The organism is Micromonospora sp. LOL_013 (assembly GCF_048060315.1).
Taxonomy (GTDB): domain Bacteria; phylum Actinomycetota; class Actinomycetes; order Mycobacteriales; family Micromonosporaceae; genus Micromonospora_E.
On the sequence record NZ_JBHMIQ010000009.1, the window covers coordinates 63,680 to 76,690 of the forward strand.

The 13,011-nt window shown below is 73.4% G+C and carries 12 protein-coding genes; 10 read left to right on the plus strand and 2 right to left on the minus strand.

Features of this window, described 5'->3' with window-relative positions:
• The 4 genes from ACFHWS_RS08255 to ACFHWS_RS08270 all read left to right on the plus strand — a co-directional run bounded on the left by ACFHWS_RS08255 (position 1) and on the right by ACFHWS_RS08270 (position 4,427).
• The gene (locus ACFHWS_RS08255; protein ID WP_416552036.1) at positions 1-693 is read left to right on the plus strand and encodes an ABC transporter permease; all 693 of its coding nucleotides are present in this window, start codon (positions 1-3) and stop codon (positions 691-693) included.
• Positions 690-1,430 (plus strand): ABC transporter permease, encoded by a 741-nt coding sequence (locus tag ACFHWS_RS08260; RefSeq protein ID WP_416552035.1) that lies wholly within the window; start codon positions 690-692, stop codon positions 1,428-1,430. The genes ACFHWS_RS08255 and ACFHWS_RS08260 overlap by 4 nt, the downstream gene beginning before the upstream one ends.
• Before the next feature lie 238 nt (positions 1,431-1,668).
• Positions 1,669-2,673: a glycine betaine ABC transporter substrate-binding protein gene (locus ACFHWS_RS08265; RefSeq protein ID WP_416567932.1), complete on the plus strand. Its 1,005-nt coding sequence runs from the start codon at positions 1,669-1,671 to the stop codon at positions 2,671-2,673.
• 113 nt (positions 2,674-2,786) lie between these two features.
• On the plus strand, positions 2,787-4,427 hold the full coding sequence (locus ACFHWS_RS08270) for a hypothetical protein (protein ID WP_416567933.1): 1,641 nt from the start codon (positions 2,787-2,789) through the stop codon (positions 4,425-4,427).
• 7 nt (positions 4,428-4,434) lie between these two features.
• Here ACFHWS_RS08270 and ACFHWS_RS08275 read toward each other — a convergent pair whose 3' ends face one another.
• On the minus strand, positions 4,435-5,625 hold the full coding sequence (locus ACFHWS_RS08275) for an NADH-quinone oxidoreductase subunit D (protein ID WP_416552032.1): 1,191 nt from the start codon (positions 5,623-5,625) through the stop codon (positions 4,435-4,437).
• A gap of 123 nt (positions 5,626-5,748) precedes the next feature.
• Positions 5,749-6,780 carry an SAM-dependent methyltransferase gene (locus ACFHWS_RS08280; RefSeq protein ID WP_416567961.1) on the minus strand — a complete coding sequence of 344 codons (1,032 nt, stop codon included), beginning with the start codon at positions 6,778-6,780 and terminating at the stop codon, positions 5,749-5,751.
• A 116-nt stretch (positions 6,781-6,896) separates the two neighbouring features.
• On the opposite strand from ACFHWS_RS08280, the gene ACFHWS_RS08285 reads away from it, so the two are divergent.
• The 6 genes from ACFHWS_RS08285 (at position 6,897) to nadC (ending at position 13,010) form a co-directional block, all read left to right on the plus strand.
• Entirely contained in the window at positions 6,897-7,853 is a 957-nt protein-coding gene (locus tag ACFHWS_RS08285) for a Rossmann-like and DUF2520 domain-containing protein (protein ID WP_416552031.1), read from the plus strand.
• Between the two features lie 5 nt (positions 7,854-7,858).
• Positions 7,859-8,764, plus strand: coding sequence for a pantoate--beta-alanine ligase (gene panC, locus ACFHWS_RS08290; protein WP_416552030.1), 906 nt, complete (start codon positions 7,859-7,861; stop codon positions 8,762-8,764).
• Positions 8,764-9,210, plus strand: coding sequence for an aspartate 1-decarboxylase (panD, locus tag ACFHWS_RS08295; RefSeq protein ID WP_416567934.1), 447 nt, complete (start codon positions 8,764-8,766; stop codon positions 9,208-9,210). Before panC ends, panD begins: the two co-directional genes overlap by 1 nt.
• A gap of 179 nt (positions 9,211-9,389) precedes the next feature.
• Positions 9,390-10,295: a septum formation family protein gene (locus tag ACFHWS_RS08300; protein ID WP_416567935.1), complete on the plus strand. Its 906-nt coding sequence runs from the start codon at positions 9,390-9,392 to the stop codon at positions 10,293-10,295.
• 106 nt (positions 10,296-10,401) lie between these two features.
• Positions 10,402-12,096 carry an L-aspartate oxidase gene (locus ACFHWS_RS08305; RefSeq protein WP_416552027.1) on the plus strand — a complete coding sequence of 565 codons (1,695 nt, stop codon included), beginning with the start codon at positions 10,402-10,404 and terminating at the stop codon, positions 12,094-12,096.
• Complete coding sequence (gene nadC, locus ACFHWS_RS08310) at positions 12,081-13,010, plus strand: carboxylating nicotinate-nucleotide diphosphorylase (RefSeq protein WP_416552026.1); 930 nt, start codon at positions 12,081-12,083, stop codon at positions 13,008-13,010. The genes ACFHWS_RS08305 and nadC overlap by 16 nt, the downstream gene beginning before the upstream one ends.
• Position 13,011: the final 1 nt, after the last annotated feature.

The window sequence follows — 13,011 nt, forward strand, 5'->3', positions numbered from 1 at the left end:
GTGTCCTTCCACCTGCTCGCCGGCCGGGCTGACCCGGGTAACCCGTGGTTCTCCGGTCAGTACATCCAGGACAACTGGTCGACGATCGTCGCCGCGTTGACCGAACATGTCGCCCTGACGGTACAGGCGGTGCTGATCGCCGCGCTGCTGGCGGTGCCGCTGGCGGTGGTCGCGTACTGGTTCCGGTCGCTGACCGGGCCGATCCTCGCCCTCACCGGCGTGCTCTACACCATCCCGTCGCTGGCGCTGCTCGCCTTCGTCGCACCCTACGTGGGTGCGACAAATCCCGCGTCGGTGCTGATCGCCCTGGTGCTGTACGCGTTGCTGCTGGTCGTGCGCAACTCGCTGGCCGGGCTGAGTCAGGTGCCGGCGGCGACCATCGAGGCGGCCGACGGGATGGGGTACGGCCGGTTCGGTCGGCTGCTGCGCATCGAACTGCCGTTGGCACTGCCCGGCATCATGACCGGCTTGCGGCTGGCCACGGTCTCCACGGTCGCGCTGGTCACCATCGGCTCGCTGATCGGCTACGGCGGCCTCGGTGATCTGATCTTCAGTGGCTTCCGGAACAACTTCTACAAGGCCCAGATCCTCACCGGTACGCTGCTGAGCGTGGCGCTGGCCCTGCTGCTCGACCTGCTCCTGGCGGGTGCCGGTCGGCTGCTGACGCCCTGGGCCCGGCGGGTCGCCCCGTGAGCCGGCGGACCGTGGCGGCGAACCCGATCGAGCAGGCGGTGACCTGGCTCAACGACCCGCTCAACTGGACCAACCCGGGTGGGGTGCTGGACCGCCTCGGTGAGCACCTGACCATCTCGGCCGCCGCGGTCGCGGTCGGCTGCCTGGTGGCCTGGCCGGTCGGACTGTGGCTCGGGCACATCGGCCGGGGCGGCGGCCTGGTGGTGCTGGTGTCGAACCTGACCCTGGCGGTGCCGACCATCGCCCTGCTGTCCATTCTGCCGTTGACCTTCCTGGGTTTCGGTAAGCCGCCGGTGATCCTGGCGTTGGCGGTGTTCGCCGTACCGCCGCTGCTGGCCAACGCGTTCACCGGGATCCGGCAGGTCGATCCGCAGGTGCGGGAGGCAGCTCGGGGGATGGGGCTGTCCGGCTGGCAGGTGCTGCGCCGGGTCGAGTTGCCGCTCGCGGTGCCGTACCTGGCGGCCGGGTTCCGGACCGCGGCGGTGCAGGTGGTGGCGACGGCGGCGCTGGCGGCGTTCGTCAACGGCGGAGGTCTCGGGCAGATCATCAGCGCGGGCTTCGGGTTGGGCATCTCGATCGGCGGCGGCCAGATCCTCGCCGGCGGTCTGTTGGTGGCGACCCTGGCGCTGATCACCGAAGGGCTGCTGGCGGTGCTCGAACGGGCGTTCACTCCGCGGCCGCTGCGCCGGCCCGGCCGGCGGGCGAACGAGCAGGCCAGCGCGGTCGGTTCGGGTTGAGCGCGTCGCTTTCCGTTTGGGCCGGATGACGATCCGGTGACAACCGATCTTCATCTGTTGTCGGACCCTACGTTGAGGATGTTCGGTAGAGGGAACGGGTGACGGCATGCCGGCACGGGCCGGGGCCCCGTCGCGGCTGCCGTGCTGCCCGCAGCACGCTCGCGCGGGCATGTGCCGCGCCCGTCGGACACGCGGCCGGCCCGATGGGGTCGCGCCGGGACACAGGAGGCGGGCAATCATGCATGCACGGACACGTATCGCCCTGAGCGCGGTCGGCGCGCTCACCGCGGCGGGGTTCCTCGCCGCATGTGGCGAGGCGGGGTCTTCCGGCACCGAGGCGCCGGATGCCGGCGCGTCCGGTGCTGGCTGCGCACCGGTAGCCGGAGACCAGCTAGTGGTGCTGACTGACGACAAAAAGCTGCAGAACACCGACAACATCGTGCCGGCGGTCAACGCCGACGCGGCATCGCCGCAGGTCGTCGCCGCCCTGAACAGGGTGTCGGCCGCGTTGGACACCGAGAAGCTGATCGGGCTCAACCGGGCGGTCGACGTCGACCGGCAGACGCCGCAGGCCGCGGCCGAGGAGTTCGCCGCCGCCGAGGCCCTGACCGACGGTATCGAGACCGGACCGGGCGGTGAGTTGATCGTCGGCGCGGCCAACTTCAGTGAGAGCGAGACCCTGGGCGAGTTGTACCGGATCGTGCTGACGGCGGCGGGTTACGACGTCACCGTGCAGCAGATCGGCAACCGTGAGCTGTACGAGCCGGCGCTGGAGACCGGGGAGATTCAGGTGGTGCCGGAGTACGCGGCCACCATGGCGGACTTCATCAACAACAAGGTCGCGGGGGAGAACGCCCCAGCGATCTCGTCGCCGGACCTGGACGAGACGATGACCGGGCTCCGCGAGGTCGGCGAGCAGGTCGGCATCGTCTTCGGCGAGCCGTCCGCGGCACAGGACCAGAACGCGTTCGCGGTGACCAGTGCCTTCGCCGACGAGTACGGCGTTCGTACGCTTTCCGACCTGGCGGAGAAATGCTCCGGTACGGCGACCGTCCTGGGCGGTCCGCCGGAGTGCCCGCAGCGTCCCAAGTGCCAGGAAGGGCTGGTCGAGGTGTACGACTTCCGGGCCGGCGAGTTCAGCTCCCTCGACGTCGGTGGGCCGCAGACCAAGACCGCGTTGACCACCGGCGAGATCAGTGTGGGTCTGGTGTTCTCGTCGGACGGGGCGTTGGCGACCGGCTGATTTTCCTGGCCGGCGCGGGCTTTCGCCGGCCACCCGGGCTGTGGAGCCTACCTTCTCGGACAGCAGGCGGTACCCGTTCCGTTGATCTGTAGTTGTCGGTAGGCTCCACAGCCATGTCCGCTCCCGAGGCCGAAGAGGAGCCGCGCCGCACGGTTCCGCTCAAGTGGCTTACCTGGGGTGGCCTGGGCCTGGCGCCGCTGGCTGCGCTTTTGCTGTTACTCGGCGACGGCGACGGCTCGTTGCGACTGGCGATGGTGATCGCTATCGCGTCGGTGGTGTTGATCGGATTGTCAATCACCTTGCGTGGCGGTGTGGAAACTATGCGCGCCGACATGGAGGATGCGCTCGTCGAGGAAATGGATGTGCTCCGCGAGGACGTGCGCAACGACATTTCCACCGCCGTCCGGGCGACGCACCGCGCCTTCGGCGAAAAGATGCAGGTGGTTCAGGACGACGTCGAGGCGCTTAGTGGCCAGCTGGACGTGGTCCGTGCCGAGATCGCCCGCAGTGAACCGGCCCGGGAAAAGCCGGGCGGTGACCGCGCCGGCTACGACCGGTTCGATCAGGCTGCTCCGGCGTCCGCCGTACCGGCGGCAGTGCCGGCCTCCGGCCCGACCGGGGCTGCTGGCTACGGCGGCCAGTACGGCTCCGGCAGCCAGTACTCATCCGGCGGCCAGGCCGGTCGCGCCTCGGTCCCGGCGGTCAGCGGCACCGTACTGCCCCGCCAGCAGGGGCCGAACGGCGTCGTTCGGCAGCCGGAGACCGTCCAGGTGAGCACCCGGCACGTTGTCGACCCACGGGCCGACGACGAACCCGCCGGCACGGTGTACGGCGGGACCCGGTACGGCGGCCGGGGCGGCGAGTCCATTGACGGTGAGTGGTCCGCACCGGCGACCCGTGGGCGGCGTTCCGCCGAGCCGGACGAGGAGTCGTGGGCCGAACGTCGGCTGCGCGACCAGCCGGAGGAGCGCTGGTCGTGGAGCGGCGGCCGGGACGACAGCGGCGAGCAACGGTACGGCGACCGACCCGTCGACCGGTGGGACGTCGGGCGGGCCGACGGCTTCAGCACCGGGTCGCCGGCCGAGCGGTGGCAGCCGGCCCGCGACGACGACTACCCGCCGGCCCGGTCCGGAGTCGGTGCCCGTAACGGCCGGTACCCGCAGGACCGGGGTGACCTGCCGGGGCCGGGCGGTGACCGGGTTGCGGACGAGCCGCCGTGGCGGGACGCCCGGTGGGACCAGCGGATGGCCGACCCGCCGCCGGACGGCCCGGGGATCAGCGGGACCGGCCGGCGTGCGGCGCTGCCGGCGTTGCCGGCCGGCAGCGGCGCCGAGTCGCCTCCAGCCTGGTCGTCGCCGGCCCGCGATCCACTCGACGACGAGCCGGTCCGGCGCAGTCGCCGGTACCGGGACGACGAGGACGACGTCGGTCGGCGGTTCCGCGACGAGGAACCGCCCCGCCGGTACCGGGACGACGAACCGGCGGATCCGGGCCGGCGCTACCGCGACGACGCGTCCGGCCGGCGCTACCGCGACGACGAACCGCCCCGCCGGTACGCGGAGGAGGGCACCGCCGGCCGCCGGTACCGCGACTACGACGACGAGCCGGGCCGCCGGTACCGCGACTACGACGACGGTGCCCCGGGCCGGCGCTACCGGGACCCGGACGACGGTGGCCGGCGGTACCGTGACGACGACGGCCGCGGCCGCTACCGTGACGACGTCGACTTCCCCGACGACCGCCGCTGGCGGTAGGCCGGCGTCACTTGTCGATGTCGCCGACCACGAAGAACATCGAACCGAGGATTGCCACCAGATCCGGCACCAGGCTGCCGGGGATCAGCGTCGCCAACGCCTGCACGTTGGCGTAGGAGGCAGTCCGCAGCTTGAGCCGCCACGGGGTCTTCTCCCCCCGGGAGACGAGGTAGTAGCCGTTGACCCCGAGCGGGTTCTCGGTCCACGCGTAGGTGTGGCCCTCGGGTGCCTTGACCACCTTCGGCAACCGTACGTTGACCGGCCCGCTCAGCTGGTCGACCCGGTCCAGACAGCGGCGGGCCAGGTCGAGTGAGGCGTACACCTGGTCGAGCAGCACCTCGAACCGGGCGTGGCAGTCGCCGGCCCGGCGGGTGACCACCGGCACGTCCAGCTCGCCGTAGGCGAGGTACGGCTCGTCGCGACGCAGGTCCAGGTCCAGCCCGCTGGCCCGGGCGACCGGTCCGGAGGCGCCGAACGCCGCGGCCGTCGCCGCGTCGAGCACCCCGACCCCGACCGTACGGGCGAGGAAGATCTCGTTGCGCCGAATCAGCCGGTCCAGGTCGGGCATCCGGGCCTCGACCTGGCCGATCGCCTCCCGGGCCCGGCGGGTCCAGCCGGCCGGCACCTCCTCCTTGAGGCCGCCCACCCGGTTGAACATGTAGTGCATCCGTCCGCCGGAGACCTCCTCCAGCACGGCCTGCAGCGTCTCCCGCTCCCGGAACGAGTAGAACACCGGGGTGAGCGCGCCGATCTCCAGTGGATACGAGCCGAGGAACATCAAGTGGTTGAGCACCCGGTTCAGTTCGGCCAGCGCGGTCCGCAGCCAGGTGGCCCGCTCCGGCACCTCGATGCCCATCATCCGTTCAACGGCGAGCGCCACACCCAGCTCGTTGGCGAACGCGGACAGCCAGTCGTGCCGGTTGGCCAGCATGATGATCTGCCGGTAGTCGCGGACCTCGAACAGTTTCTCGGCGCCACGGTGCATGTAGCCGATCACCGGCTCGCAGGAGACCACCCGCTCGCCGTCGAGGACCAGCTTGAGCCGGAGTACGCCGTGCGTGGACGGGTGCTGCGGGCCGATGTTGAGCACCATGTCGGCGGTGTCCAGCCCGGCGCCGGTGCCGACGGTCAGCTGGCGGAGTCCGTCGGCCGACCCGGCCGGGGGCAGCGAACCGGTGTCGGTGTCCATGCCGGCCATCGTCGCACGCCGGCTCCCCGCCGCGCGGTCAGCGGCGGCGCCGGGCCTGCCCTCCTGCCGGGCCTGCCCTCCTGCCGGGCCTGCCCTCCCGCCGGGCCTGCCACCTCAGACGGGACTCGGTTGTCAGGCCAGCAGGGATTCGACATCGACGGCCAGCCCGACGGGTTGGACCAGCCACCAGTGCCCGCCCAGCCCATCCGGGTCGGTGAGTTCAGCGGCGGTGCCGGCGGCGGCCAGCGCGGCCACGTAGCCACGCGGGTCGGTGCCGGCCAGGGCCAGCGGCGGTCGGCGGCCGTGCACCCCGAGTCGGTGCAGCGCGTCCCGTTGCTGGCACAGCAGGTGGCCGGCCCCGCCAGCGGCCGCCGATCCGGCGGCGGCGACCGCGTCGATCGCCACGTGGGCGGTGAGGTCGCAGGAGCCGTCGGGGACCGGGGCCACCGTACGGCCGGCCCGGAAACCGGCCAGGGTGCCGGTGACCGGGCGGTCGGCGTACCGGTGGCCGTAGTCGACCGCCACGGCGACGCCCCGGCGCAGGGTCCGTACCGCCGCGGCCCAGGCCTCGTCGCGGGGTCGACCGATCTCAGCCTGCGCCCCGTCCGGCAGCGGCGGCCACCAGCGGGCCAGCCAGGCGGAGTCGGCGGCTCCGAGTTCCCCGCCGGGGTGCTGCCGGCCGGTTGCCGGGTCGACCAGCAGACAGCGGAGCCGGTCACCGTCGCGAACGGCCAGATCGAGCGGTACGTTGTCCAGCCACTCGGTGGCGACGAGCAGCCCGGTGGTTCGCGTCGGCGGTGCGGCCCGCCATTGGACCGGTTCGGGCAGGCCGGCCGGCCGGGGTGCCGGGTCGACGCCGGTCAACCGGATCCGGTCGGCGAGCGTTCCGGGCGTGTCTGCGAAGGCGCCCGGCAGGTCGGTGAGTAGCCGGTGCACGGCGCCGAGCAGCTCACCGCCGCCGGCTCCGACGTCGACCAGGTCGACCGGGTCCGGGTGGCCGAGCAGGCGGTCGACCTGACCCAGCAGCCGCAGCACCGCCCGGGCGAACGGCGTACCGGTCTGCGCGCTGGTCGAGAAGTGCGCTGCGGGCACCGGGGTGCTGCCGGTCACATAGAAGCCCTCCGGCCCGTACAGCGCGGTGGAGATGGCGTCCTGCCAGGTCAGCACCGGGCCACCCTAGACCAGCGGGTGAAGGTTTTCACACACCGTTGTTTCCGGCCCGTTGCCCCGGCGCATACTGGCATCGACCGGTACCCCCGTTTCGAGGACTGGATCACATCATGAGCGCATCGGCGCGCCCGACGACGGTGGAGGTTCCCGCCGCCCGGGTGACCGGCCCTGCTGTCGGGGTCGTGGGCGCCGGTCGGGTCGGCGCGGTGCTCGCCGCCGCCCTGACCGCCGCCGGCCATCGAATCACCGCGGTCTCCGGCGCCAGCACGGCCAGCCGGGACCGGATCCGTCGGCTGCTGCCCGGCGTCGAGCCCCGGCCGGCGGCCGACGTCGCCGACGCCGCCGAGCTGCTGATCCTCGCGGTGCCCGACGACGTGCTGCCGACCGTGGTGACCGACCTGGTGACGGCCGGCGCGCTGCGGTCCGGCCAGGTCGTGGCACACACCTCGGGGTCGCACGGTCTCGCCGTGCTGGCCCCGGCCGCGGCGACCGGCGCCGCCCCGCTGGCGATGCACCCGGCGATGACCTTCACCGGCGAGCGCGGTGACCTGGACCGGCTGCCGGGGATCAGCTACGGGGTGACCGCCGTCCGGCCGCTGCGGCCGTTGGCCACCCGCCTGGTGGCGGCGCTGGGCGGCACCGTCGAGTGGGTCGCCGAGACGGACCGGGTGCTCTACCACGCCGCCCTGGCACACGGCGCGAACCATCTGGTCACCCTGGTCAACGAGGCCGGCGACCGGCTGCGCGACGCCGGGGTCACCGACCCTGCCCGGGTGCTCGCGCCGCTGCTGCGCGCCGCCCTGGACAACGCCCTGGCGCACGGCGACGCCGCGCTGACCGGGCCGGTGTCGCGCGGCGACGCCGGCACCGTGGCCCGGCACCTGGACCGGCTGGCCGAGACCGCTGCGGAGAGCCTGCCCAGCTATCTGGCGTTGGCCCGGCGTACCGCCGACCGGGCGATCGCCGCCGGCCGGCTGCCGGCCGCCGCCGCGGTGCCGCTGCTCGACGTGCTGGCCGGTCGGGAGCCGGCCGCCACGTCGGGCCGACGTCGGGAGCGGGTCCGATGAGTGCGATGAGCCAGGCCTCGGCCGCGCCGACCACCCCGACCGCGCCGGCCGGGCTGCAGGTCGTCTGGACCCGCGCCGAACTCGCCGCGCTGCGCGCCGGCTGGTCCGGCTCGGTGGCGGTGGTGATGACGATGGGCGCCCTGCACGACGGGCACGCCGCCCTGCTGCGTGCGGCGGCGGCCCGCGCCGACCAGGTGATCGCCACGATCTTCGTCAACCCGCTGCAGTTCGGGCCGACCGAGGACTTCGACCGGTACCCCCGCACCATCGACGACGACCTGGAGGTGTGCCGGCGGGCCGGGGTCCGGGCGGTCTTCGCGCCGGGCCGGGCCGAGGTCTACCCGGACGGTGCGCCGCAGGTTCGGGTCAACCCCGGGCCGGTGGGGGAGATTCTGGAGGGGGCGAGCCGCCCGGGCTTCTTCCACGGCGTGCTCACCGTGGTGCTGAAGCTGCTCCAGATCACCCGACCCGACCTGGCCTTCTTCGGTGAGAAGGACTACCAGCAGCTCACCCTGGTCCGGCGGATGGTGCGCGACCTGGATCTGCCGGTGACCATCGTCGGCGTGCCGACCGTCCGTGAGCCGGACGGGCTGGCCCGGTCCAGCCGCAACCGTTACCTGTCGCCCCGGCAGCGGCAGGTGGCGCTGGGGCTGGCCGGCGCACTGCGGGCCGGCGCGGCGGCGGCCGCCGCGGGCGCTTTGGCCGACGAGGTGCTGGCCGCCGGCCGGGCCGCCTTCGACCGGCACACCGGCGGTGTCGCCGAGCTCGACTACCTGGCGCTGACCGACCCCGAGCTGGGGCCGGCGGTGCCCGGTCCGGCCCGGCTGCTGATCGCCGCCCGGGTCGGTGACACCCGGTTGATCGACAACGCCCCGGTGGAGCTGACCGGCTCCCGATCGGAAGGATCCTGATGCTGCGCACCATGCTCAAGTCCAAGATCCACCGGGCCACGGTGACCCAGGCCGATCTGCACTACGTCGGTTCGGTCACCGTCGCCGCCGACCTGCTGGACGCCGCCGACCTGCTGCCCGGAGAGCAGGTGGCGATCGTCGACGTGACAAACGGTGCCCGGCTGGAGACGTACGTCATCGAGGGGGCCCGGGGTAGCGGGGTGATCGGCATCAACGGGGCGGCAGCCCACCTGGTGCATCCCGGCGATCTGGTGATCCTGATCGCGTACGGGCAGTTCACCGACGCCGAGGCCCGCGTATACCAGCCCCGGGTGGTGCACGTCGACGCCGCCAACCGGGTGATCCAGCTCGACGCCGACCCGGCCGGGGCACCCGCCGGGGTGGTCGGCGACCCGGTCCGCGGCGACACCGCCGTCGACTGGCCGGTGGTCGCCGGCAGGCCTTAGCGTGGTGATGGTTGCCGGTAGGCCTTAGCGTGGTAGTGCCGCCACGGCGGGGCGGACCGACGCCCCGGCCGGGTGGGCAGCCGTCGACCGGAAGCCGGGCGGTGACCGTACGGTCACCCGAAGGCGTCGTATGCTCGGCGGTCCGGACCGCCTGCCAGCCAGCCCGTGGGAGGGACTCGATGCGCCGATGGACCGCCGCTGTCGCGGTCGGTGGAGCGCTTGCGCTCGGCCTGACCGGGTGTGGCCTGCCCGCCGGGGTGGACGGTGAGCTGACCAACAGCTGGCAGCCGATTCCCGAACCGAGCCCGTTCGTGCCGCCGGCCGAGGTCTGCCACCCGGGGGACTTCGCCGAGACCGCCTACCTGTCGTCGTACAGCCCGGTCGACTGCGCGGCCCCGCACCGGGTGGAGACGGTCCACGTCGGCACGTTCGGCGCCGAGGCGGCGGAGGCGACCGCGCCGCCGGCGCAGGGTTCGCCCGAAATCCGCGTCGCGTACGCCGAGTGCGACTCCGCGACCAGCGAGTTCGTCGGTGCCGACTGGCGGCTCGGCCGGCTCTGGGTGGGGGTGGCGGTGCCGTCCCCGGCAGCCTGGGAAGGCGGCGCCCGCTGGTTCCGCTGCGACGTCACCGAGGTGACCGACGTCGAGGACAACGGCGGTACGGCGTCGCGCACCGCGAGCCTGCGGGACGCGCTGGCCGAGCCGTCGCCGCTGCACCTGACCTGCTACGCGGTCCGCAACGACGACAACGGCGCGATCGACACCATGCCGGCCGCGGAGTGCGACGAGCCGCACAACGCAGAGTTCGCCGGGGTCTGGCAGGCACCGGACATCGAGTATCCGACCCAGGACCGGGACTGGGCCCAGTTCCACACCGAGTGCCGCAAGGTGATCGGCCGGTACGCGGACGTACCGCTCGACGGCAACCTGCAGTTCCGGACCGGGGTGATCTCGCTGCCGGGCGGTGCCGCCGAGTGGGCGGCCGGCAACCGGGGCGTCCGCTGCTACCTGTGGCTCGACGAACGCAACGTCGAGCGGTCACTCAAGGACGCCGGCACCGAGGGCCTGCCCATCCAGTACGAGTAGTGACCGACCTCATGTCGGCCGCCGCCTGGCGCCCACCCGGGTGCACCGGCACACATCCGTCCGCCCCGGCTGCCCGCCACCGGGGCCGACGCGGTTGACTCTGCCCATGCGACTGCGTATCCCGGACCTGCCCGAGCTGCCCGGCCGGCTCGCCGCGCCGGACCCCGGCTGGGTGGAGACCACTGACGTGGTGGTCGTCGGCTCCGGTATCGCCGGTCTGACTGCCGCGCTCTATCTGCGGGAAGCCGGGCTGCACGTCACCGTCGTGACGAAGGTCAACATCGACGACGGGTCGACCCGGTGGGCGCAGGGCGGGATCGCCGCTGTGCTGGACCCGCTGGACACCCCGGCCGCGCACGCACAGGACACCGAGACGGCCGGCGTGGGGCTCTGCGACCCGGATGCGGTCCGGGTGCTGGTCGAGGAGGGACCGGCCAGGATCCGGGAGCTGATCCGGGTCGGCGCCGAGTTCGACCGGGACGCCGACGGTGTGCTGCTGCTCACCCGGGAGGGCGGTCACCGGGCCAACCGGATCGTGCATGCCGGCGGTGACGCCACCGGCGCCGAGGTGCAGCGGGCGTTGCACGCTGCGGTCCGTCGGGACCCGTGGATCCGGCTGGTCGAGCACGCCCTGGTGGTCGACCTGCTGCGCGCCGCGCCGGCCGCCGACGGGGAGCCGGCCCGGGCCTGCGGGGTCACGCTGCACGTGCTCGGCGAGGGCTCCCCGGACGGGGTGGGCGCGATCGTGGCCCGCGCCGTGGTGCTGGCCACCGGCGGGATGGGGCAGATCTTCGCCACCACCACCAATCCGGCGGTCTCCACCGGCGACGGGGTGGCGCTGGCGCTGCGGGCCGGCGCGGCAGTGGCCGACCTGGAGTTCGTCCAGTTCCATCCGACGGCCCTGGTGGTGCCGGGCGCCGCCGGCGGCAGCGGCCAGCAGCCGCTGGTGTCCGAGGCGCTGCGCGGCGAGGGCGCGCTGCTGCTCGACCCAGACGGCAAGCGGTTCATGCTCGGCCGGCACGAGCTCGCCGAGCTGGCACCGCGCGACGTGGTCGCCAAGGGCATCCACCGGGTGATGTCGGCGGTCGACGTCGACCACGTGCAGCTCGATGCCCGACATCTGGGCGGCGAGTTCCTGGCCCGGCGCTTCCCGACGATCGTGGCCTCCTGCCGGGCCATCGGGATCGACCCCGCCGAGGAGCTGATCCCGGTGGCACCGGCCGCCCACTACGCGTCCGGCGGCGTCCGCACCGATCTGCACGGCCGCACCACCATTCCCGGCCTGTACGCCTGCGGCGAGGTGGCCTGCACCGGGGTGCACGGCGCCAACCGGCTGGCCAGCAACTCGCTGCTGGAGGGCCTGGTCTTCGCCCGGCGGATCGCCCGGGACATCACCCGCGACCCGCCGCCGCAGCTGGAGCCGGCCGGCGCCGGCCGGGTGGCTGACCAGGCCGACGGCTGGTTGCTGCCGGAGCAGGCCCGGCAGCCGCTGCAACGGGCGATGAGCCGGGGCGCCGGGGTGCTACGTTCCGCCGCGACGCTCGACGGCACCGCCGCCGAGCTGCGCCGGCTCGCCGGTGGCCGGGGCACGCCGGGCACCGCCGGATGGGAGGCGACTAACCTGGTCACCGTCGCCACCGCGTTGGTGGCGGCGGCGTACGCCCGGCAGGAGACCCGGGGTTGTCACTGGCGTGACGATTTCCCGTCGGCGGCCGAGAGTTGGCTGGGGCATCTCATCAGCGCGCTCGGCCCGGTCGGGCAGCCCACTCTCACCTGGGAGCCGTCATGCGTAGCGAGGTGACCGTCGCCGCGTCGCGGGCCTGCGGTCTGGACCCGGACGTTGTCCACCGGGTGGTGGCCACCGCGTTGGCCGAGGATCTCGGCCCGGACCGGCTGGACGTGACGTCGGCGGCCATCATCGACCCGGGGCAGTTCGGCACGGCCGAACTGGTGGCCCGCTCCGCCGGGGTGGTGGCCGGTCTGCCGCTGGTCGCCGCCGTGTTCGACGCGGTGCCGTCGGCAGGCACGCCGGTCGAGGTGCGGCTGCACCGCTGCGACGGTGACCGGGTACCGGCCGGTACGGTGCTGGCCACGTTGACCGGCCCGGTCCGTACCCTGCTCACCGGCGAGCGGACCGCGCTCAACCTGATCAGCCGGCTCTCCGGGGTGGCCACCCACACCCGGGCCTGGGCGGACGCCCTCGCCGGGTCGAAGGCGACCGTGCTGGACACCCGCAAGACCACCCCCGGGCTGCGGCTGCTGGAGAAGTACGCGGTCCGGGTCGGCGGTGGTGGCAACAAGCGGATGGGTCTGTACGACGTGGCGATGGTCAAGGACAACCACAAGCTGGCCGCTGGCGGGGTGGGCGCCGCGTACCGCCGGGTGCGCGAGGCCTTTCCCGGCGTACCGGTGGAGGTCGAGGTGACCACATTGGCCGAAGCGGTCGAGGCGGTCGAGGCCGGGGCGTCGTTCCTGCTCTGCGACAACATGTCGCCGGAGCTGCTGAGCGCGGTCGTCGCCGAGGTGGGTGACCGGGTCGAGGTGGAGGCCACCGGCGGGTTGACCCTGGCCAATGCGGTCCGGTACGCGCGAACCGGGGTGGACTACCTGTCGGTCGGGGCGTTGACCCACTCTTCGCCGATCATGGACATCGCGTTGGATCTGCGACCGGCCGGTGCTGGCGCGTCGGCCGGTGCCGGCCGACGCGCCGGTTGAC

Excerpts from the sequence above, each read along its gene's own strand:
- ACFHWS_RS08265 (WP_416567932.1), top strand. The coding sequence starts at position 1,669 with ATGCATGCACGGACACGTATCGCCCTGAGCGCGGTCGGCGCGCTCACC.
- ACFHWS_RS08270 (WP_416567933.1), top strand. The coding sequence starts at position 2,787 with ATGTCCGCTCCCGAGGCCGAAGAGGAGCCGCGCCGCACGGTTCCGCTC.
- ACFHWS_RS08275 (WP_416552032.1), bottom strand. The coding sequence starts at position 5,625 with ATGGCCGGCATGGACACCGACACCGGTTCGCTGCCCCCGGCCGGGTCG.
- ACFHWS_RS08285 (WP_416552031.1), top strand. The coding sequence starts at position 6,897 with ATGAGCGCATCGGCGCGCCCGACGACGGTGGAGGTTCCCGCCGCCCGG.
- panC (WP_416552030.1), top strand. The coding sequence starts at position 7,859 with ATGAGCCAGGCCTCGGCCGCGCCGACCACCCCGACCGCGCCGGCCGGG.
- panD (WP_416567934.1), top strand. The coding sequence starts at position 8,764 with ATGCTGCGCACCATGCTCAAGTCCAAGATCCACCGGGCCACGGTGACC.
- ACFHWS_RS08300 (WP_416567935.1), top strand. The coding sequence starts at position 9,390 with ATGCGCCGATGGACCGCCGCTGTCGCGGTCGGTGGAGCGCTTGCGCTC.
- ACFHWS_RS08305 (WP_416552027.1), top strand. The coding sequence starts at position 10,402 with ATGCGACTGCGTATCCCGGACCTGCCCGAGCTGCCCGGCCGGCTCGCC.
- nadC (WP_416552026.1), top strand. The coding sequence starts at position 12,081 with ATGCGTAGCGAGGTGACCGTCGCCGCGTCGCGGGCCTGCGGTCTGGAC.